This window comes from Herminiimonas sp. NPDC097707, from assembly GCF_044761395.1.
GTDB lineage: Bacteria > Pseudomonadota > Gammaproteobacteria > Burkholderiales > Burkholderiaceae_D > Oxalicibacterium.
Map to the genome: position 1 here is coordinate 1 of NZ_JBIWCI010000002.1, position 20,380 is coordinate 20,380.

20 protein-coding genes are annotated in these 20,380 nt (G+C 54.0%); 10 read left to right on the forward strand and 10 right to left on the reverse strand.

All coding sequences use genetic code 11. From position 1 onward, the window contains the following. Window positions 1-136: 136 nt before the first annotated feature. Together ACIQW9_RS13500 and pepN are read right to left on the reverse strand one after the other, a co-directional pair. Window positions 137-1,141: a class 1 fructose-bisphosphatase gene (locus tag ACIQW9_RS13500; protein ID WP_353156416.1), complete on the reverse strand. Its 1,005-nt coding sequence runs from the start codon at window positions 1,139-1,141 to the stop codon at window positions 137-139. 84 nt (window positions 1,142-1,225) lie between these two features. Beyond that, window positions 1,226-3,874, reverse strand: coding sequence for an aminopeptidase N (gene pepN, locus ACIQW9_RS13505; protein WP_402338065.1), 2,649 nt, complete (start codon window positions 3,872-3,874; stop codon window positions 1,226-1,228). Window positions 3,875-4,106: 232 nt separating this feature from the next. Here pepN and ACIQW9_RS13510 point away from each other — a divergent pair, with 232 nt between their 5' ends. Beyond that, window positions 4,107-4,739 carry a DUF4136 domain-containing protein gene (locus ACIQW9_RS13510; protein ID WP_402338067.1) on the forward strand — a complete coding sequence of 211 codons (633 nt, stop codon included), beginning with the start codon at window positions 4,107-4,109 and terminating at the stop codon, window positions 4,737-4,739. Between the two features lie 110 nt (window positions 4,740-4,849). Here the strand turns inward: ACIQW9_RS13510 and ACIQW9_RS13515 are convergent, their stop codons facing one another. From ACIQW9_RS13515 to ACIQW9_RS13540, 6 genes are all read right to left on the reverse strand, one after another. Continuing rightward, window positions 4,850-5,008, reverse strand: coding sequence for a hypothetical protein (locus ACIQW9_RS13515; RefSeq protein ID WP_402338070.1), 159 nt, complete (start codon window positions 5,006-5,008; stop codon window positions 4,850-4,852). A gap of 9 nt (window positions 5,009-5,017) precedes the next feature. Beyond that, a complete protein-coding gene (locus ACIQW9_RS13520; protein ID WP_402338073.1) occupies window positions 5,018-5,992 on the reverse strand; it encodes a quinone oxidoreductase family protein in 975 nt (324 codons plus the stop codon). A 51-nt stretch (window positions 5,993-6,043) separates the two neighbouring features. Further along, window positions 6,044-6,823, reverse strand: a complete 780-nt coding sequence (locus tag ACIQW9_RS13525; protein ID WP_402338076.1) for an SDR family oxidoreductase — start codon at window positions 6,821-6,823, stop codon at window positions 6,044-6,046. 9 nt (window positions 6,824-6,832) lie between these two features. Continuing rightward, the gene (locus ACIQW9_RS13530; RefSeq protein WP_402338078.1) at window positions 6,833-7,753 is read right to left on the reverse strand and encodes a DMT family transporter; all 921 of its coding nucleotides are present in this window, start codon (window positions 7,751-7,753) and stop codon (window positions 6,833-6,835) included. Between the two features lie 99 nt (window positions 7,754-7,852). Then, window positions 7,853-8,488 (reverse strand): GTP cyclohydrolase II, encoded by a 636-nt coding sequence (gene ribA, locus ACIQW9_RS13535; RefSeq protein ID WP_402338081.1) that lies wholly within the window; start codon window positions 8,486-8,488, stop codon window positions 7,853-7,855. A gap of 82 nt (window positions 8,489-8,570) precedes the next feature. Continuing rightward, window positions 8,571-9,185 carry an FMN-dependent NADH-azoreductase gene (locus tag ACIQW9_RS13540; RefSeq protein WP_402338083.1) on the reverse strand — a complete coding sequence of 205 codons (615 nt, stop codon included), beginning with the start codon at window positions 9,183-9,185 and terminating at the stop codon, window positions 8,571-8,573. A 155-nt stretch (window positions 9,186-9,340) separates the two neighbouring features. Here ACIQW9_RS13540 and ACIQW9_RS13545 point away from each other — a divergent pair, with 155 nt between their 5' ends. Beyond that, window positions 9,341-10,243, forward strand: a complete 903-nt coding sequence (locus ACIQW9_RS13545; RefSeq protein WP_402338086.1) for a LysR family transcriptional regulator — start codon at window positions 9,341-9,343, stop codon at window positions 10,241-10,243. Window positions 10,244-10,406: 163 nt separating this feature from the next. Here the strand turns inward: ACIQW9_RS13545 and ACIQW9_RS13550 are convergent, their stop codons facing one another. Further along, window positions 10,407-11,915 (reverse strand): helicase HerA-like C-terminal domain-containing protein, encoded by a 1,509-nt coding sequence (locus ACIQW9_RS13550; protein ID WP_402338089.1) that lies wholly within the window; start codon window positions 11,913-11,915, stop codon window positions 10,407-10,409. A gap of 90 nt (window positions 11,916-12,005) precedes the next feature. On the opposite strand from ACIQW9_RS13550, the gene ACIQW9_RS13555 reads away from it, so the two are divergent. The 8 genes from ACIQW9_RS13555 to rng all read left to right on the forward strand — a co-directional run bounded on the left by ACIQW9_RS13555 (window position 12,006) and on the right by rng (window position 19,131). Beyond that, window positions 12,006-12,734, forward strand: a complete 729-nt coding sequence (locus tag ACIQW9_RS13555) for a YebC/PmpR family DNA-binding transcriptional regulator (RefSeq protein WP_402338092.1) — start codon at window positions 12,006-12,008, stop codon at window positions 12,732-12,734. Window positions 12,735-12,874: 140 nt separating this feature from the next. Next, window positions 12,875-14,146 carry a phosphoribosylamine--glycine ligase gene (purD, locus tag ACIQW9_RS13560; RefSeq protein WP_402338094.1) on the forward strand — a complete coding sequence of 424 codons (1,272 nt, stop codon included), beginning with the start codon at window positions 12,875-12,877 and terminating at the stop codon, window positions 14,144-14,146. A gap of 168 nt (window positions 14,147-14,314) precedes the next feature. After that, the gene (gene hemF / locus ACIQW9_RS13565) at window positions 14,315-15,235 is read left to right on the forward strand and encodes an oxygen-dependent coproporphyrinogen oxidase (protein WP_402338097.1); all 921 of its coding nucleotides are present in this window, start codon (window positions 14,315-14,317) and stop codon (window positions 15,233-15,235) included. A gap of 1 nt (window position 15,236) precedes the next feature. Next, complete coding sequence (locus ACIQW9_RS13570) at window positions 15,237-15,896, forward strand: nicotinate-nucleotide adenylyltransferase (RefSeq protein WP_402338100.1); 660 nt, start codon at window positions 15,237-15,239, stop codon at window positions 15,894-15,896. Continuing rightward, on the forward strand, window positions 15,896-16,552 hold the full coding sequence (gene rsfS, locus ACIQW9_RS13575; RefSeq protein WP_402338103.1) for a ribosome silencing factor: 657 nt from the start codon (window positions 15,896-15,898) through the stop codon (window positions 16,550-16,552). The genes ACIQW9_RS13570 and rsfS overlap by 1 nt, the downstream gene beginning before the upstream one ends. A gap of 21 nt (window positions 16,553-16,573) precedes the next feature. Further along, the gene (rlmH, locus tag ACIQW9_RS13580; RefSeq protein ID WP_402338106.1) at window positions 16,574-17,044 is read left to right on the forward strand and encodes a 23S rRNA (pseudouridine(1915)-N(3))-methyltransferase RlmH; all 471 of its coding nucleotides are present in this window, start codon (window positions 16,574-16,576) and stop codon (window positions 17,042-17,044) included. Window positions 17,045-17,050: 6 nt separating this feature from the next. Then, window positions 17,051-17,671: a Maf family protein gene (locus ACIQW9_RS13585; RefSeq protein ID WP_402338607.1), complete on the forward strand. Its 621-nt coding sequence runs from the start codon at window positions 17,051-17,053 to the stop codon at window positions 17,669-17,671. Then, window positions 17,668-19,131, forward strand: a complete 1,464-nt coding sequence (gene rng / locus ACIQW9_RS13590) for a ribonuclease G (protein ID WP_402338109.1) — start codon at window positions 17,668-17,670, stop codon at window positions 19,129-19,131. The genes ACIQW9_RS13585 and rng overlap by 4 nt, the downstream gene beginning before the upstream one ends. Before the next feature lie 929 nt (window positions 19,132-20,060). On the opposite strand, the gene ACIQW9_RS13595 is transcribed toward rng, so the two are convergent. Continuing rightward, window positions 20,061-20,369, reverse strand: coding sequence for a hypothetical protein (locus tag ACIQW9_RS13595; RefSeq protein WP_402338111.1), 309 nt, complete (start codon window positions 20,367-20,369; stop codon window positions 20,061-20,063). Window positions 20,370-20,380: the final 11 nt, after the last annotated feature.

The following is a 20,380-nucleotide window of genomic DNA, read 5'->3' on the forward strand; positions in this document are numbered from 1 at the left end:
GCGTTGCGCTGCTTGTTCTGCGACGGGAGCCGAACTATAGCAAGCACCCAAACCCTTTGCAACCCCTTTCGGGAAAATACTTCAATTCTTTTTAAGAACGCTTTAATTCAAAAGGATTTGCTTCTATATAGAAGCACTACTTTGTCTTGTGATAACTCGTTACCAGATCAACTTCATTCTTTGAACCAAGGAACACCGGCACACGCTGATGCAGTTTTTCTGGCTGGATATCTAATATACGTTGCTGACCATCGGTTGCCGCCCCGCCTGCCTGCTCCACAAGAAATGCCATTGGGTTCGCTTCATACATAAGGCGCAGCTTGCCTGGCTTGTCCGGTTCACGCGCATCGGCCGGATACATAAATACACCGCCGCGATTAAGAATGCGATGCACATCTGCCACCATCGAAGCAATCCAGCGCATATTGAAATCCTTGCCGCGCGGTCCTGTCGTCCCTGCCAGCATTTCATCGACATAACGCTTAACCGGCGCATGCCAATGGCGCGCATTCGACGCATTAATGGCAAATTCCTTGGTATCCGCAGGGATTTGCATATTCTTCTGCGTCATTACCCACGAACCCATTTCGCGATCCAGCGTGAAGCACTGCACACCGTTACCTGTTGTCAGCACCAGCACGGTTTGCGGCCCATATACTGCATAGCCGGCAACAACCTGCTTGCTGCCTGCCTGCAGGAAATCAGCTTCTTTTGCAGTATGCATGCCGTCTGCCGCCTTCAATACCGAGAAAATCGTACCGATGGATACATTCACGTCGATGTTGCTGGAGCCATCGAGCGGATCGAACAGCAACAGGTACTCGCCCATCGGATAGCGATTCGGGATCGGATGGATGGTTTCCATCTCTTCCGATGCCATGGCTGCCAGATGACCGCCCCATTCATTCGCTTCCAGCAGGATATCGTTGGAAATGATGTCGAGCTTCTTTTGCACTTCGCCTTGCACGTTTTCGCTCTGCGCACTGCCCAGCACTTCACCGAGGGCTCCCTTGCCGACAGCATGGCTAATGGTTTTGCAGGCGCGGGCGACGACTTCGATCAACAGGCGCAATTCCGCCGGGATGTTGTTATGCAGGCGTTGCTCTTCTATCAGGTATTGCGTGAGGCTGATGCGTTTCATAGCGTCCTTTATTCTTTAATCAAACTACATTGACTGCCGTTTTGACCGGCAATTGTATGCTTCTCTATTAATCAGACAAGAGAACTAGGCGGCCGCAAGCGATTTCGTGACCACTTCCTTCGTATCCTTGGAAAGTTTGGCTGCCGCCACATGTTTTAGTGCCGCATGCATTTTCTCCTGCAGGTCAGGCGCATATTTGCGCCAGCGATCCAGACTGCGCGCCAAACGGGCCCCCATTTGCGGATTGATGGCGTCAAGTGCAATCACCTGTTCTGCCCAAAACACATAGCCGCTGCCATCAGCGGCATGAAAACGCGATGGATTGCCGTTGCAGAAACTGAATATCAGGCTGCGGGCACGATTTGGATTCTTGATTGAAAACGCCGGGTGCTGCATTAATGTACGCACGGCAGCGACATCAGCCGTACGCGCCATGGCTTGCAGGCTGAACCATTTGTCGATCACCAGCGGTTCCTGCTCGAAATCGCTATAGAACCTGGCCAGTGCCGCAGCCTTGCCCGGCGCATGGCTATTCGCCAGGGCCGACAAAGCGGCCATGCGATCGGTCATATTGTCGGCGGCATCGTATTGCGCCTGAGCCAGCGTATGCGCATCAGCGTCGTCCAGCTCCGCTATATAAGACAGCGCCAGATTCTTCAATGCACGTTTACCGGACGAACCGGCATCGGGGCTGTAAGGTCCGTCGGTTTGATTGGATTGATATGCGCGGACAAAATCCGACTGCAAGGCTTGCGCCAGCGACTGACGCAAAAAACGGCGCGCCGTATGTATTGCCTGTGGATCAATAACGTCCATTTGTTCGGCAATGACCGTTTCAGCCGGCAAGGTCAGCACCGTCTCGCGGAAAGCGGGGTCGAGTTGCGTGTCATTCAAGGTTGCGCGCAGGCTATCGTTTAACGCAAGATCAATAGTCAGAGCATCCGACTTTTGCACAACGGCCGTCAATGCAAGCAGGCGGCGTGTCGCCAGGCGCTGCCCGGCCTCCCAGCGATTGAAGGCATCGCTATCGTGCGCCATCAGGAAAGCCAGCTCCTCTTCGCTGTAGTCGCATTCCAGCACCACAGGCGCAGAAAAATTGCGCAGCATGGACGGCACCGGTTTTTCACTCACATCGGTAAAGCGGAAAGTCTGCTGCGCCGAAGTCAATTCCAGCACCACGGTGCCAATCGCGACGACCTCGCCGTCGAGTTTCAATGGCATGTCCTTGCCACTGCTATCGAGCAAACCCAATGCAACGGGGATATGAAACGACTGCTTCCTGTCCTGCCCTGGAGTCGGCGCGCAAAACTGCGACAAAGTGATGTCATACGTCTTTTGCACGGGGTCGTAGGAAGTCTTCGCCTTCACCCTCGGCGTGCCTGCCTGACTGTACCAGCGCTCGAACTGGGTCAGATCACGCCCATTGGCCACCGACATCGCGGCGCGGAAATCGTCGCATTCGACCGCTTGTCCGTCATGCCGCTTGAAATACAGATCCATACCCTTGCGAAAACCGTCGCGTCCCAGCAGCGTTTGGTACATGCGCACCACTTCGGCGCCTTTTTCATAAATCGTGACGGTGTAGAAGTTGCTGATCTCGACAAACGAGTCGGGACGCACCGGATGCGCCATAGGGCCGGCATCTTCCGGAAACTGCGCCTGGCGCAGCACGCGTACATCGTCAATACGCTTGACGGCACGACCGCTGTCGGTGCCGACCATGTCGGCGGAAAATTCCTGATCGCGGAAAACGGTCAGACCTTCTTTCAACGATAACTGGAACCAGTCGCGGCAAGTCACACGGTTACCGGTCCAGTTATGAAAGTATTCATGCCCGACCACCGCTTCGATATTGGCATAATCAACATCGGTCGCAATGCGCGGATTGGCCAGCACGTACTTGGTATTGAAAATATTCAGACCCTTGTTTTCCATCGCGCCCATATTGAAGTCGCCGACGGCCACGATCATGAATCTATCCAGATCCAGTTCCAGACCGAAACGACGCTCATCCCAGCGTATGCTGTTGATCAGCGAATCCATCGCGTGCTGCGTCTTGTCCAGATTGCCGTCTTCTACCCATACCTGCAGCAAGGCCTCGCGGCCGGATTGCAGCTTGATTTTCTCTTCCTGGCACACCAGTTGGCCAGCCACCAGCGCGAACAGATAGGACGGCTTCTTGAACGGATCTTCCCACAAGGCGTAGTGACGGCCATCGCCGAGATCGCCCTCTTCGATCAGATTACCGTTTGACAGTAAGACCGGATATGTCTTCTTGTCCGCGCGCAACATGACCGTGTATTGCGCCATCACATCAGGTCGATCGGGGAAATAGGTGATTTTACGGAAACCTTCCGCTTCGCATTGCGTGAAAAAATTACCGTTCGATACGTACAAACCCATCAGCGAGGTATTTTTGTCCGGCCGGATCAGTGTTTCTATTTCCAGAGTGACCTGATCCAACTTGACTGGAATGCGCAACACGCCTTCTTTCAGCACATAATCGCGCCTGGACAAGGTGTTGCCATTCAAGCGAATTTGCACCAGCTCCAGCTCTTCGCCAAACAAAACCAGCGCCTGCTCCCTGCTGGCCGGATTACGCTCCAGCGTCATCCGCGTTGCCACTGTGGTGGCTGCAGGATCGAGGTCAAACCCCATCTGGACAGTGCGGACCCAATAACTTGGTGGCGTGTAATCTTTGCGATAAATCGCGGGGGAGGTGTCAGTGCGCATAGGAATAGGATTCGGTGGGAGTGAAGCAAAGACCCATTTTACCAATCATGGGATTGAAAATGGAATCTGCTTGTCTGCAGCGTGTCTATAGTAAAGGCGCAGCAAACAGGCATTCCGTTTATAGAGGTAGCCAGACAGGCAACAAAGAAAAACGCATGAGGGCTTACAAAATGTAACGGTTCTTTTCACCGATGCCGTTATCCTGTGTGTATAGCATCAAGGAGAATAAAAAATGCGTCGCAGTTTATGGGTGTTCATTGCTGTAATTAGTGCTTTATTGAGCGGTTGCGCTTCATTCATTAGAAGCGATGTCGTCGCATTTCATGAATGGCCGGCCGATTTGCAGAATAAAACCTATGTTTTTGACCGCAAGACCGAGCAGGCCAACGATCTCGAATATCGCAGCTATGAAAATCTGGTGCGCACGGAACTGGGTCGCCTCGGCTTTGCCGAAGCGCAAGATCCGCGTGGCGCCAATCTGAAGGTTGCGCTGCAGTACCGGATCGATGCGCGCGATGTAACCGCCATGGAACCGGTGCTCGTCGACCCATACTGGTACGGCTACCCTTATTACGGCCCAAGATGGCGCGGCTATTACGGTCCGTACTACGATCCATTCTGGTATCCCGGTCCGGTCACGCAATATCGCGAAGTCCAGTATCAGATATTCCAGCGTCAGCTCAATATCTTGATTACACGCAGCAAGGATGGAAAAAAACTGTACGACGTCACGGTAAACAGCGATGGCAACAATGGTTCGATGGCATTTGCCATGCCGTATATGGTGCGTAGCGCATTCAGCGATTTCCCGGGTCGCAGCGGCGTGCCGCGTCGCGTGAATCTGGAGATCAAGGACAAGGAATAGAATTTTTCGCCCAGCTGCGCATGCGGCAAGGTAGCGGATCAATTGAAAATGGCGACTTGCTAATGCAAGTCGCCATTTTTTTACCAGAAAAAACTATTGTGCCGTTCAGCTCAAGGCGTGTAATACGCCTGCGAACCGAGAGTAATTGCCACGATCAAGGCGACAGCGCATGCCAGCAACAACAGCAGGCGCCCGAATTTGGGCGAGCCGTCCTGGACGGGCGACTGCACTTCCGTCGGCGTCTTATTGTCTGTATCTAACTCTTGCATTGCCTCGCCTCAAGGAATCAAAATTGTGGAACCGGTGGTTTTCCGCGACTCCAGATCGATATGCGCCTGCGCCACATCTTTCAAGGCATAACGCTGATTGATACTGAGTTTTATCTTTCCGCTTTCGATCATGCCGAATAATTCAGCCGACATTTGTTCCAAATCGTCGCGCTTGGCAGTATAGGTGAATATCGACGGGCGGGTGACAAACAGCGAGCCGCGCGAAGCCAGTTCCGTCAGACTGAAAGGCGGCACCGGGCCGGATGCATTGCCGTAGCTGACCAGCATCCCCATCGGCGACAGACAGTCGAGCGAACCGATAAACGTATCTTTGCCGATCGAGTCATACACCACCGGCACACCGGCGCCATTGGTGATTTCTTTCACGCGTTCGACAAAATTTTCCGTGTTGTAATTGATCGTGTGGGTGCAGCCATGTGCCTTGGCCAGCGCCGCTTTTTCATCCGAACCGACGGTTCCTATCATCGTGACGCCGAGCGCGCGTGCCCATTGGCAGGCGATCAGACCAACTCCGCCAGCGGCAGCATGAAACAGTATAGTTTCCCCGCCTTGCAGCCGGAACGTGCGGCGCAACAGGTACTGTGCCGTCAATCCCTGCAACATCATGGCGGCGCCCGTCTCGAAATCAATCGAGGCCGGCAATTTCACCAGTACCTTGGCCGGCAATACGCGCGATTCTGCGTACGCACCGGGCGGGCCGCCTGCATAGGCAACACGATCGCCCGGCTTGACGTGCGTCACACCCTCACCGACCGCCGCCACTACACCGGCGCCTTCCATGCCGAGCCCGGCCGGCAAAGTCTGCGGGTATAAACCCGTGCGGAAATACACATCGATGTAGTTCAAGCCGCACGCCATTTGATGAATCAAGGCCTCGCCCGGACCGGGTGCAGCAAGTTCGACATCCAGATACTCCATCACTTCCGGTCCGCCAGTTTTGTTGATCCTGATTGCTTTGGTCATGAATTCTCGCTTGTGAATGAATAGAAACTAATGGGCAGAAACTGCCGCATTTTAAAAAGTGCCCGGATAGGCACCGCCGTCGAGCAAGATATTTTGTCCTGTAATGTAACCTGCATGCTGACTGCACAGAAATGCGCAGGTCGCACCGAATTCCTGCCGCGTGCCAAAACGCTGGGCCGGATTGGATAGTTTCCTCACTGCGCTGATTTCATCCAGCGACTTGCCACTGGACTTGGCTGCCTCGCTAAAGATCGAGTGTAAGCGATCTGTCTCGAATGGGCCGGGCAACAGATTATTGATCGTCACATTCTGCGCCACCGTCTTGCGCGCCAGGCCGGCAACAAAGCCGGTCAGGCCGGAACGTGCACCGTTCGACAAACCCAGGGCGCTGATCGGCGCTTTCACCGCACTCGAGGTGATATTGATGATGCGCCCGAAACCACGCGCCATCATCCCATCCACGGTTGCCTTGATCAATTCGATCGGGGTCAGCATGTTCGCGTCCAGCGCGGCAATCCAGTCGTCGCGCGTCCAGTCGTGAAAATCGCCGGTTGGCGGGCCGCCTGCATTGGTGACCAGAATGTCGGGTTGCGGACATATATGCAAAGCCTGCGCACGCCCCTCCGCCGTCGTAATGTCGCAGGCAACGATCGTGATGACGCCGCTCGCAGAGCAGCGAATATCCATCGCCGTCGCTTCCAGCACCTCGAGATTGCGTGCGACCAGCGTGACATGGACGCCCTCAGCCGCCAGCGCTTCGGCGCAACCCCGCCCCAAACCCCGGCTGGCGCCGCATACCATTGCTGTTTTTCCTTTAATTCCCAGATCCATCGCAAGCTCCTACGCGCGTTTTTTGGATAAAAGATAAATGCCGCACAAGACCAGCGCGGTACCGCCCAGCTGTATGCCGGTAATCGGCTCGCCCAATATCCACGCCGCCAGGAACAGGGTGGAAACCGGGCCTATCATACCGGCTTGCGAAGCAGTCGCAGCACCGATGCGATCGACTGCAATCATGGTCAGGAAGACTGGCAAGACCGTGCAGAAAAAAGCATTGATCATCGACAGATTGTAGACCGCCATCGGCTGGATCAGCATTGAGGTCGGGCGCAGCAAAAAGAATTGTCCAATACACGCCACGCTGGAGACGCACATCGCATAGGCAACCAGGCGCAAGGCGCCAACGCGGCGCACCAACTCACCGGTGCCGACCAGATAAATCGCATAAGACACTGCGCTGCAGAGCACCAGCACGCTGCCCAGAACCACGCCATTGCCGCCTACCCGCACATCATGCATGAACACCAGTATGGTACCGAGATAGGAAGTACCGAGCGCCGCCCATTCGATAACGCTGATTTTCTTCTTCATCAGAAAAACTGAAATCAGCAATACAAAAGATGGCGTCAAAAACAGGATCAGGCGTTCAAGGCCGGCGGAAATATATTGCAGCCCGAGAAAATCGAGAAAACTGGACAGGTAATATCCGATCAACCCCAGCAATACGATCTGCCATTTTTCCTTGCCGCTCAGAGGCATCGCATTGCGCGATTTCCAGATGCCGATGACGATGAAAAACGGCAGCGAAAACATCATGCGAAAGGCAATCAGTGTCACTGCATCGACGTCATAGCGGTAAATCAGTTTGGCGACAATCGCCTTGGTGGAGAAAAGTACGGCGCCAGTAATCCCGATGAGCAAACCGATCAGAAACAGTTTGCGAGCCGTCAACGCGTCATCAGGGGAAGGAAGGGAACTCATATATGGATTGTACGGACGAAGACTTGCATGCTGCTGACAATCTGCGCCGGAAATGCCGGCCGTATGCGTTCAATGAACGAGGAGCTTGAATGACGGCACTTAAAACAAATGGCCGAGCTTGTTTGCCTTCGTGCTCAGATAACGCTCATTGAACGGATTGTGCGTAATGACCAGCGGTACACGCTCCACTACTTTCAGGCCCAACTGCTCCATCGCCGTAATTTTGCGCGGATTATTGGTCATCAGGCGCAGGCTGGAAATTTTCAAGTGTTGCAGCATCGGCAGGCACAAGCGGTAATTGCGCTGATCCGGCTTGAAACCCAGCGCTTCGTTCGCTTCCACCGTGTCTGCGCCAGCATCCTGCAATTGATAGGCACGAATCTTATTCACCAGACCAATGCCGCGCCCTTCCTGACGCAAATAAAACAAGGCGCCGCGGCCTTCTTCGGCGATTTTTTGTAATGCCGCTTCCAGTTGCGGGCCGCAATCGCAGCGCAGGCTGAACAAGGCGTCGCCAGTCAGGCATTCGGAGTGTATGCGCGCCAATACCGGTTCGCCATTGGCAACGTCGCCCAGCGTAATGGCGACATGTTCCTTGCCGGTTGCCGGTTCGGTAAAAGCATGCAGGCGAAACTTTGCCCACGGCATGGGCAATTCGCAGGAGGCGACATAATCCAGCTCAACGGCAGGAAGAACCGCCGCTGTTGCAGGAATGGAAGTAAGGCTAGTAGTCATTGATCAGTCTTCATCTAACAGCTCAAGCAGCCGTTACCGCTTATCGGCATCGGCTGCTTTTTTGCACGAAAGACGAAGGATATCAGGCTGGCAGCAATTCGTTGATGGTGTTACTGGTTTTTGCCAATGCTTTATTGACACCTTCCTCGCCCATCGCCACACCTTCGCTGTTGATAATCGTCACATCGGTCAAGCCGATAAAGCCCAGCACGGCCCGCAAATAGGTCGCATTGAAGTCCATAACTTGTGCCGGGCCTTCGCTGTAAACACCGCCGCTGGCAGTGAAGATATACACTTTTTTTCCCGTCAACAGCCCTACCGGACCTTTATCAGTGTACTTGAACGTTACCCCGGCGCGCGCCACGTGGTCTATCCATGCTTTCAAACCAGAGCTAATGGAAAAGTTGTACATAGGCGCGCCGATCACGATCACATCGGTGTCGAACAATTCCTGCACCAGCACTTCCGATAATTTGGCGATTTGCGTCTGCTCAGGCGTACGCTGCTCGGCTGGCGTAAAAAACGCACCCAGCGTGCTGCCGTCGATATGCGGCAAGGGTTGCGCTGCCAGATCGCGTTCAACGACGATCGCATTGGCGTCCTTTGCTTTCCATTTATTGATGAATTCGGTCGTTACTTTGCGCGAAATCGAATCGCCGTTACGGACGCTGCTGTTAATGTTAAGGATCTTGGTCATGAGAAAACTCGCTTTCTTGTCAGATGATGGGCAGCGCGGTTCTTCAACCTGCATCTGCTTAAAAAACACGTGTCGTGTTGTTGCAACCATCGTAGAACAAGATTAGCATCAAGAAAACCCACATTGTTTAACTTATTAGCATCGATTTTTTAGATATGAGAGATCCCGGAACACCAACACTGGACCAATTACGCGTATTTGTCGCGGTCATCGATTGCGGCAGCTTTTCCAAAGCTGCCCGTGAATTGCACCGTACACAGTCGGTGATTAGTTACACCATTGCCAATCTGGAAGCACAGTTGAATGTCGCGCTGTTCGACCGTAGCAAGCGCAAACCAACGTTGACTGAAGCGGGGAAAGCCTTGCTGGCCGATGCACGCACTGTCAGCCTGAAGGTCGACGCGATGCGGGCGCGCGCAAAAACGCTGGCACAGGGTCTGGAAGCGGAAGTCTCCATCGCAATCGATGTGATGTTCCCCAATTGCCGGCTGGTTGCCGCCTTGCAGGCATTCCAGCAGCAATTTCCGACCGTGGCCTTGCGCCTGCGCATAGAAGCGCTGGGTGCAGTAATGAATCTGGTCGGCCAGCGCATCTGCCAGATCGGCATTGCCGGCCCCATGCTCGATTTCGCCGACACCTTCCAAAGCCAGCCAGCCGGTTCCATCACGATGCTGCCAGTCGCTGCGCCCACGCATCCGCTGGCGCAAATAAAAGGCATAGTTCCGACCGAAGTTGCGCGCGATTACACGCAACTGGTATTGACTGATCGCAGCGAACTGACTGCCGGACAAAATTTCGGCGTGATTGCACTGCGCGACTGGCGCCTCGGCGATCTGGGCGCCAAGCATATGCTGTTGCGTGCGGGGCTGGGTTGGGGCTCGATGCCGGAAGAAATGATACGCGAGGATCTGGACACCGGACGGCTGGTGCAACTGAAGCTGGCGCATATGATCAGCGGGGAATATACGCTGCACATGATCAATCGTCTCGATGAAGCGCCGGGTCAGGCCGGCCGCTGGCTGATGCAGTATCTACTCGACCACGTTCCACAGTCGTAAAGTGTTTTCAACAGGATTCTTAACCGGCACTTTCAAGTTTTCCGACTCTGGCCGACAAAGCAGCGGCCTCTTCACATGAAAATGGCGCTCGTCCTTGAACGAGCGCCATCGTACGCAGCCAGTATGGAAGACTATCCGGCGCAACGCCCGATAGTCATGTCCACTATTTCCTTTTCATGATGGAACCCAGAACGCCGCGGATGATTTCACGGCCGACAGTCGAACCCATCGTACGCACGGCCGATTTCATCATTGCTTCCACTATGGTGTCGCTGCGACGACCGGCAGTTTTTTTGCCGTTGCCATTGCCGAAAATGCCACCCAGCACATCGGAAAATCCGCCACCACTGTCTGCTTCCGCTGCTTTGGTCGCAGCCGTTTCCTGCGCCTGCTGTTCTACACGGCCCTTGATTTTTTCGTAGGCGGATTCGCGGTCTACGGTTTTTTCATAAACGCCAGCCACCACGGAATTCGCCATTAATGCCGCGCGCTCTGCATCGGTAATCGGGCCGATTTGCGAAGCCGGCGGCAAAACGAAGCCGCGTTCGACAATGTTAGGCCTGCCCTTTTCATCCAGAAACGACACCAGCGCTTCGCCCACGCCCAGCTCGGTAATCACCTGCACGATATTCAGCGCAGGATTCGGACGGAAGGTTTCTGCAGCGGCCTGTACTGCTTTTTGATCGCGCGGCGTATAGGCGCGCAAGGCATGCTGGACGCGATTGCCTAATTGCCCCAGCACGGTGTCCGGAATATCCAGCGGATTCTGCGTCACGAAATACACGCCCACGCCTTTGGAGCGTATCAGGCGCACCACCTGTTCGATTTTTTGCAGCAGGGGCTTGGGCGCTTCGGCAAACAGCAGATGCGCTTCGTCGAAAAAGAATGCCAGTTTCGGCTTGTCCAGATCACCGACTTCCGGCAAATGCTCAAACAATTCGGACAGCATCCAGAGCAAAAAAATCGAATACAAACGCGGTGCATTCATTAACTTGTCGGCGGCAAGAATGTTGATCACACCTTTGCCTTTGGCATCGGTCTGCATCAAATCTTCGATATTCAACATCGGCTCACCGAAAAACTGGTCGCCGCCCTGCTCTTCGATACCAATCAGGCCGCGCTGAATCGCACCGATGCTGGCCGCTGAAATATTACCGTATTCAGTCTGGAAAGTTGCCGCGTTATCGCCGACATGTTGCAGCATCGCCCGCAAATCCTTGGTGTCCAGCAAGAGCAGGCCGTTGTCGTCTGCAATCTTGAATACCAGTTGCAACACGCCTTGCTGGGTATCGTTCAGGTTCAGCATGCGCGCCAGCAGCAAGGGACCGAGATCGGAAATCGTGGCGCGCACCGGATGGCCTTTTTCACCAAACACATCCCAGAACGTCACCGGCGCGCCAGCCCAGGCCGGTTCAGGCACTTCCAGCATCGTATAACGCTCCTTGACCTTGCCGCTGAACGAACCTGCCTTGGCGATGCCGGACAAATCGCCTTTAACGTCCGCCATGAAGACCGGTACACCGATATCCGACAAGGCTTGCGCGAATGTTTGCAAGGTAACGGTTTTGCCGGTGCCGGTAGCGCCCGTAATACAGCCGTGCCGATTGGCAAGTTCCGGCAGCAGGCTAAGTTCATGATCTTTGTTTTTTGCGATCAGCAGGGGATTTGGCATGTTTTTGTCCACAAGGGCTAGGGGTTGGCGTGCAGGCGATATGGTAAAATCCGCGCTTCATTATAGCTAACTCATCTGGAAAGATTCGTCATGGCAGGACACAGTAAATGGGCCAATATCCAGCATCGCAAAGGCCGTCAAGACGAAAAACGCGGCAAAATCTGGACCCGCCTGATCAAGGAAATCACGGTAGCGGCACGCATGGGCGGCGGCGATATCGCTGCCAATCCGCGTCTGCGCCTGGCCGTGGACAAGGCAGCCGATGCCAACATGCCGAAAGATAATGTCACACGCGCAGTGCAACGTGGCAGCGGCGGCTTGGAAGGCGTCAACTACGAAGAAATCCGTTACGAAGGTTACGGCATCAACGGCGCAGCCATTCTGGTCGACTGCATGACCGACAATCGCGTGCGCACGGTGGCGGAAGTACGCCATGCATTTTCCAAATTCGGCGGCAATATGGGAACCGAAGGTTCGGTCGCTTTTCTGTTCAAGCATTGTGGCCAGTTCTTCTTCGCACCAGGCACCGATGAAGATAAATTGATGGAAGCGGCGCTGGAAGCCGGCGCTGAAGATGTGACGACCGACGACGAAGGCGGGATTGAAGTCATCTGCCCGCCGCACGATTTTTCCGTCGTCAAGGATGCACTCGCAGCGGCCGGCTTCAAGGCCGAACTGGCAGAGGTAGTGATGAAACCTGCAACCGAAACCGTGTTCGAGGGCGACGATGCCGTCAAGATGCAGAAACTGCTCGATGCTCTGGAAAATCTCGACGACGTGCAAGAGGTATATACCAACGCAGTCATCGAACAAGCATAAGACGTGTATTAAAAAGCGGAGCAGCTTCGCTTTTAATAATAGTTTTAAAACGATCAGCAATTGAAGATAACCAGTTGCATCGCAGTCCATCCATCCGGCAGACCACGATGCGGCAATTTTAGTAAAAGCAATTACGACTCATGAAAATTCTGGTAGTCGGCTCAGGCGGCCGCGAACACGCCCTGGCTTGGAAACTGGCGCAATCCGAACGGATACAAACGGTCTTTGTCGCGCCCGGCAATGGCGGTACGGCGCTGGATGAGCGCCTGCAAAATATTGCCATCACAGATCCGCAAGAACTGGCGCAATTTGTCCAGCAGGAAAATATTGCATTAACCGTGGTTGGCCCTGAAACACCGCTGGCCGCCGGCATCGTCAATATTTTCCGCGCGCAGGGCCTGAAGATTTTCGGCCCGACCAGGGAAGCAGCACAGCTCGAAAGCTCCAAGGATTTTGCCAAATCCTTCATGCAGCGCCATGCAATCCCGACTGCCGAATATCAGACTTTCTCCGATGTCGCGCCGGCGCACGCCTACATCGACAGCAAGGGTGCACCTATCGTGATCAAGGCCGACGGCCTGGCCGCCGGCAAAGGCGTGGTAGTGGCGATGTCGCTGGAAGAAGCGCATGCCGCAGTCGACATGATGCTGTCGGATAACAAATTGGGCGATGCCGGCGCACGCGTCGTGATCGAAGAATTCCTCGCTGGCGAAGAAGCCAGCTTCATCGTCATGGTCGATGGCAAAAACATTCTGGCGCTGGCGACCAGCCAGGATCACAAACGCCTGCTCGATCATGACGAAGGCCCGAACACCGGTGGCATGGGTGCATATTCGCCCGCCCCTATCGTCACGCCGGCGCTGCACGCGCGCGTAATGCGGGAAATCATCCAGCCTACCGTGCAAGGAATGGCAAAAGACGGCATTCCATTCAGCGGCTTCCTGTATGCCGGCCTGATGATAGACGACAAGGCCAACCCAAAAACACTGGAATTCAACTGCCGCATGGGCGATCCGGAAACGCAACCTATCATGGCGCGCCTGAAAACCGATCTGGTCGGTGTGATGGAGCATGCGGTCAACGGCACGCTGGATACCATAGAACTGGAATGGGATAGACGCACCGCGCTGGGCGTTGTGATGGCAGCAGCCGGTTACCCGGACGCACCGCGCAAAGGCGATATCATCAGTGGCATTCCGGCAGAAGATGCAAACAGCGTGACTTTTCACGCCGGCACTGCATTGAACGACAAGCAATTGACCACCAGCGGCGGCCGCGTCTTGTGCGTAGTCGGTTTGGGCGACAGCGTCAAGATGGCGCAAAAGAAGGCCTATGAAGTGATAGACCACATTCATTTCGATGGCGCGCAATACCGCCACGATATCGGCTGGCGTGCATTGAAACGCTCTTGATTCACAACTTGTGTTGACCGGCGTCTGCCGCAAACAAGCCCAGACTTGCCACTCCAGCCCGAGCCGGAGTGGCATTTTCTTCATTTATGCTTGTTGCAGAGCCGGACCGCTGCCGGCAAACCACATCTATCGTGCGCAAGGTACAATCCGCCCTAAACCATTTTTACCATGTGCATCGTGACTTCCTCCTCCATCGCTCCCCACGCCGTTAAAAATTATCTGCTTGCTCTGCAACAGCGCATCGTCTCCGCTCTGGAAGAAGTAGACGGCCAGGCATTTGGCACCGATAGCTGGGAACGACCCGAAGGCGGTGGTGGTATTTCCCGCATTATCGAAAACGGCAATGTCTTCGAACGCGGCGGCGTTGGCTTTTCGCACGTGATGGGCAAGAACCTGCCACCTTCTGCAGCGGCCAATCGCCCGGAACTCGCCGGTCGCAACTGGGAAGCGATGGGCGTCTCGCTGGTGCTGCATCCGCGCAATCCCTATGTCCCTACCGTGCACATGAATGTGCGCTTCTTCATTGCATCGGCTGAAGGTGCGGAGCCGATCTGGTGGTTCGGCGGCGGCATGGATCTGACGCCGTATTACGGCTTTGAAGACGATGCGCGGCATTTCCATCAAGTTTGCCACGATGCACTGCACGCCTTCGGCGACAAGGTACATCCGCACTACAAGAAATGGTGCGACGATTATTTTTACCTGAAACACAGGCAGGAACCGCGCGGCGTCGGCGGAATTTTCTTCGATGATTTGAATGAAGGCGGTTTCGAGCGCTGTTTCGCGCTGCAGCAAAGCGTAGGCAATCATTTCGTTGAAGCCTATGTGCCTATCCTGAAACTGCGCAAGGATATGCCATATGGCGAGCGCGAACGCGATTTCCAGACCTATAGACGCGGCCGCTATGTCGAGTTCAACCTGGTTTTCGATCGCGGCACTCTGTTTGGCCTGCAATCGGGCGGGCGCACCGAATCTATTCTGATGTCGATGCCACCAGTGGTAACATGGCGCTACAACTGGCATCCGGAAGCCGGCAGTGCAGAAGCAAGACTGTATTCCGATTTCCTGATTCACCGCGAATGGATCTGAAGTGAAGAGCGTTACCCCTTGCATTACATTGCTCGGTGGCAGCTTCGATCCTGTGCATAATGGCCATGTCGCATTGGCGGATTATTTCGTTGCATTGCTGAAACCCGATGAATTACGCGTCATCCCGGCCGGCAATCCGTGGCAAAAGCATGGTTTGCAAGCTTCCGGTCAGGATCGCATGGCGATGGTGCGTAGCGCATTCAGCACGCAAAAAGTCGCCGTCAACATCGATCAGCAGGAAATCCTGCGGCCCAGCGCGACTTATACTATCGATACCTTGCGCGCGATCCGGCAGGAACTGGGACCGCATGCCTCTATCGTCTTCCTGATGGGCGCCGACCAGTTGCAGCATTTGAATACCTGGCAGAAATGGCAACAGATGTTCGACTATGCACATATCTGTGCAGCGTCTCGGCCTGGTTTTGCAATGGACGCAGCCCATATACCGACTGAAGTAGCACAGGAATTCGCCCGTCGCACTGGCACGCCGGAGCAAATTCGCACTACCCCGCAAGGCCTGGCTTACCTTGCACCCAATCTGGCGGTCGATATCTCTGCCACCGCCATCCGCGCCGCCTTGCAGCGCGGAGAACACCCGACTTCGCAGCTACCTCTCGGGGTGCTAGACTATATTGAACAACATCACCTATATAAAAGCTAATGGACATCAAAAAACTGCAAGCTCTGGTCATCGATGCACTGGAAGACGTCAAAGCGCAAGACATCCAGGTATTCGACACTGTCCACCTGACGAGCCTGTTTGACCGCATTGCGGTTGCATCCGGCACCTCCAACCGCCAAACCAAGGCACTGGCGGCATCCGTGCGCGACAAGGTCAAGGCAAACGGCGGCAACGTTCTCAGCATCGAAGGTGAAGATACCGGCGAATGGGTACTGGTCGATCTGGGCGACATGATCGTCCACATCATGCAACCGGCGATCCGCGCCTACTATCGCCTGGAAGAAATCTGGGGCGAGAAGGAAGTCAAGTTCGGCGCGGCCAAACGCACAGCCAAAAAATCGGCCGATGATGAAGAAGCGCCGAAAAAAGCTGTCGGCCGCCACTTGAGCGCCAGCCAGACTACGTTGGACGACGAACCGAAAAAACCGGCGCGTAAAACGGCAGTAAAAACGGCTACCGACAAAACGCCGGCGAAAAAAACAACGGCCAAAAAAGCTGTCGGCAAAACCATCAAGGTCGCCGCCACTAAAACAGCCGCTGCCTACAAAAAGGCGCCTGCTAAAAAAGCACCTGCCAAGAAAGTTGCAAGCAAGACGCGTGCACCGGCGAAGCCCAAAGCAAAATCTGCTGAATAAGCGGATTCAACGGACACAAGCATGCAGCTCGTCATCGCTGCAGTCGGGCACAAAATGCCCGCATGGATAGAGAACGGGTTCGGCGAATATGCGAAACGCATGCCGCCGGACTGCCGCATCCATCTGAAGGAAATCAAGCCGGTCGAACGTTCAGGCAGCAAGACTGCCGAGACTGCGATGGCGCTGGAACGCACGAAAATCGAAGCTGCAGTGCCGAAAGGTGCACGCATCATCGCCCTCGATGAGCACGGCAAGGATGTAACGTCCGTGCAATTGGCGCAATTGCTGACGCAGTGGCAGCAGGATGGACGCGATGTAACCTTCGTCATCGGCGGTGCCGACGGGCTCGATCCGGATTTCAAGAAAAATGCCGATATGCTGATTCGTATTTCCAGCCTGACGCTACCGCACGGCATGGTGCGTGTCATGCTGGCGGAACAGTTGTATCGTGCATGGTCGATTACGCAAAACCATCCCTATCATCGGGTGTAATTTTTGATGAAACCGCTGCCGAAAAAAATCTACCTGGCCTCCAAAAGTCCCCGTCGCCGCGAACTGCTGCGGCAAATCGGCGTCGAGTTTGAACTCTTGTTATTGCGCGACCATACGCCGCGCGGCCCGGAAGTCAGCGAAATCGTCCAGCCCAATGAACGCGCAGAAGATTACGTGGCCCGCGTCACACTGGAAAAAGCCGCCTTCGCGCAAAAAACCATGTGGTGGCGCAAGTTACCGCTGCGTCCGATACTTGCCGCCGACACCACCGTCGTGCTCGATGGTCGCATACTCGGCAAGCCGGCCAATAATGCCGAAGCGATAGAGATGATGCAGGCGCTGTCCGGCCATACGCATCAGGTGCTGACCCACGTCGCCATACTCCACGGCGAGCAAACCTTTCAAATAACGCAACGCTCGGACGTGACGTTTACCAAACTCTCCGACGAAGTGATACGCGCCTACTGCGCTACCGCCGAACCCTACGACAAGGCAGGCGGCTACGGCATACAAGGACAGGCGGCATTGTTCATACAAGATATTGCGGGCAGTTATTCAGGCATCATGGGCCTGCCCTTATTCGAAACCGGAAAATTACTGGAGCAGGCAGGCTTGCACATCCTATGAGCGAAGATATTCTCGTCAACGTCACACCGCAGGAAACCCGGGTCGCACTGGTATTGCAGGGCGCCGTGCAGGAATTGCACATCGAACGCACACTGTCGCGCGGCATGGCCGGCAACATCTATCTCGGCAAGGTCGTGCGCGTCCTGCCGGGCATGCAATCGGCCTTCATCGATATCGGCCTGGAGCGCGCCGCCTTCCTGCACGTGGCCGACATCTGGGATGCCCGTTCACACGACGGCCTGCCGACCACACCGATACCGATCGAACGCATGCTGTTCGACGGCCAATCGATCACGGTACAAGTCATCAAGGACCCCATCGGCACCAAGGGTGCGCGCCTGTCGACGCAGATTTCGATTGCCGGACGCATGCTGGTCTATCTGCCGCAGGAATCGCATATCGGCATTTCGCAACGGATTGAAAACGAAGTCGAACGTGAACTGTTGCGCGAAAAAGTACAGAAGCTGATGCAGGAAGGTGAAAAAGGCGGCTTCATTATTCGCACCATGGCAGAAGACGCATCGGATCACGACTTGCAGATGGACGTTGATTATCTGCGCAAAACCTGGAGCAATATTACCCAGCTCGCCAAGACCAAGCCGGCGCCATCGCTGCTGTATCAGGATCTGGATCTGGCACAGCGCGTGATGCGCGATTTTGTGAATGATGAAACCGCCAGCATCCAGGTCGATTCGCGCGAAAACTTTCAGAAGCTGCAGCAATTCGGCGAACTGTACACGCCTTCGGTACTGACCAAGCTGGCGCACTATCCGGGCGAACGTCCGCTCTTCGATTTGTATGGCGTCGAAGAAGAAATCCAGCGCGCACTGGGCCGCCGCGTCGATCTGAAATCCGGCGGCTATCTGATCGTCGATCAGACCGAAGCAATGACCACCATAGACGTCAATACCGGCAGCTTCGTCAACGGACGCAATTTCGACGATACGATCTTCAAAACGAATCTGGAAGCGTCGCATGCGATTGCCCGCCAATTGCGTTTGCGCAATCTGGGCGGCATGATGATTCTCGATTTCATCGACATGGAAAATGTCGAGCACAGGAATGCCGTATTAAGCGAACTCAACCGGGCACTGGCGCGCGATCGCACCAAGGTTTCGGTTTCCGGTTTTTCCGCTCTCGGATTGGTCGAGATGACGCGCAAACGCACGCGCGAATCGCTGGCGCACATCCTGTGCGAACCCTGCCCCGCCTGCGGCGGCAAAGGCCAGGTGAAAACCGCACGAACGATCTGCTATGAAATCCTGCGCGAACTGACGCGGGAAGCCAAGCAGTTCAATCCACGCGAATTCCGCATCCTCGCCTCGCAAGTCGTAATCGACATGTTCCTGGAAGAAGAATCGCAACATCTGGCCATGCTGGGCGACTTCCTCGGTAAGCCGATTTCCCTGCAGGTGGAAGCCGTGTATCACCAGGAACAGTACGATGTCATTCTAATGTGAGTTAATTCAGCTGCCGGCATATTTAGACGGAAGATTACCGCAACTGAAACACAGCACCACCAATCAATTGCGGCTTCCTGGCGCCAGTTAGAATATCAACAATAGCCCTCTGATGACTTGCGATTGACACCTCGTTATACAAAGTGCGGGGCAATACCGGTTATTCGCGAAATGAAAACGAAGCTATCCTTTAATTACGACATTGCCGAAATGGAAGGCCGCTCAATCGTGCTGCCACAGTAGTAACCTTACCACTCTCATTCGGTACAAATTTACGTACCTTCACTCCCTGACAAACCCCGCGATAAAACGGCATAAAAGTGTCGTAATCCTGCCCGGCATCAGGAGTAAATATTGTATACAGCGGACCGCAATGCTCCCATATCCCATTCGCATTCTGCGATTGCCAGTACATTTTTACTGTGAGAGGTTCATTGGCTGGAATCGCATACTCATGATAAGAGAACGACATATCGTCAGTAACTGGCATTCCTATTTTCTTATTACGTTCGAAATAGGAAAATCCGCCTGCAGCAGCATGAATAACCGGATAGGTATTGCCATCACAAATGTTACCAAGATAAAGATACGCCGCAGTTCCGTGGAATACACGAATTCGAGCTTGCGTCTTGGGGGCAAATTCAGTTTGTACACTAGATGAGGTTGTACATCCCTATAATATTGTTACGAAAAGAAGTGCAACACCAATCTCTCCCAAGCACATAAGAGGTGAAAAATAGCGCGGCTGTATATGCTTCATTCTCAAGAAACTCTTACCAGCCCTGATCTACAGGAAGCGGAATCAAGTAATTTTCGCATCACTCTTAAACTTAACAAAGCTACAGAAATCACAGTAAGAAATCAGAGTTTTCCCTATCCTGGCGTGCTGGTATTCATAGCTATGAAAATATATGTATAGAAAAAATAGCTCATTTACATGAAGAGAGATTTTGATAGGTCAATTGTTCGCATAACAATGGCGTACGACCAACATACGAAAACCCTTTTCTTAGCATGCACTTATCAACTTCCGCATATATATTCATATTAATTTTCCCACTAGAGTCGAGATTATTTTTAGGCTCAATCCAACCACATTTTTTCATCTCGCTTAGAGCATCTGTAAATGTTAATGCATTTTTTTCCCAAAGCATTGCAGGATGCGGTGGTGGTTGAAATGGTTTCGTTCCCGAACAAGCGACCAATGAAAGAACGACGACAATTCTAATTAATTTCAAAAACATTCTTA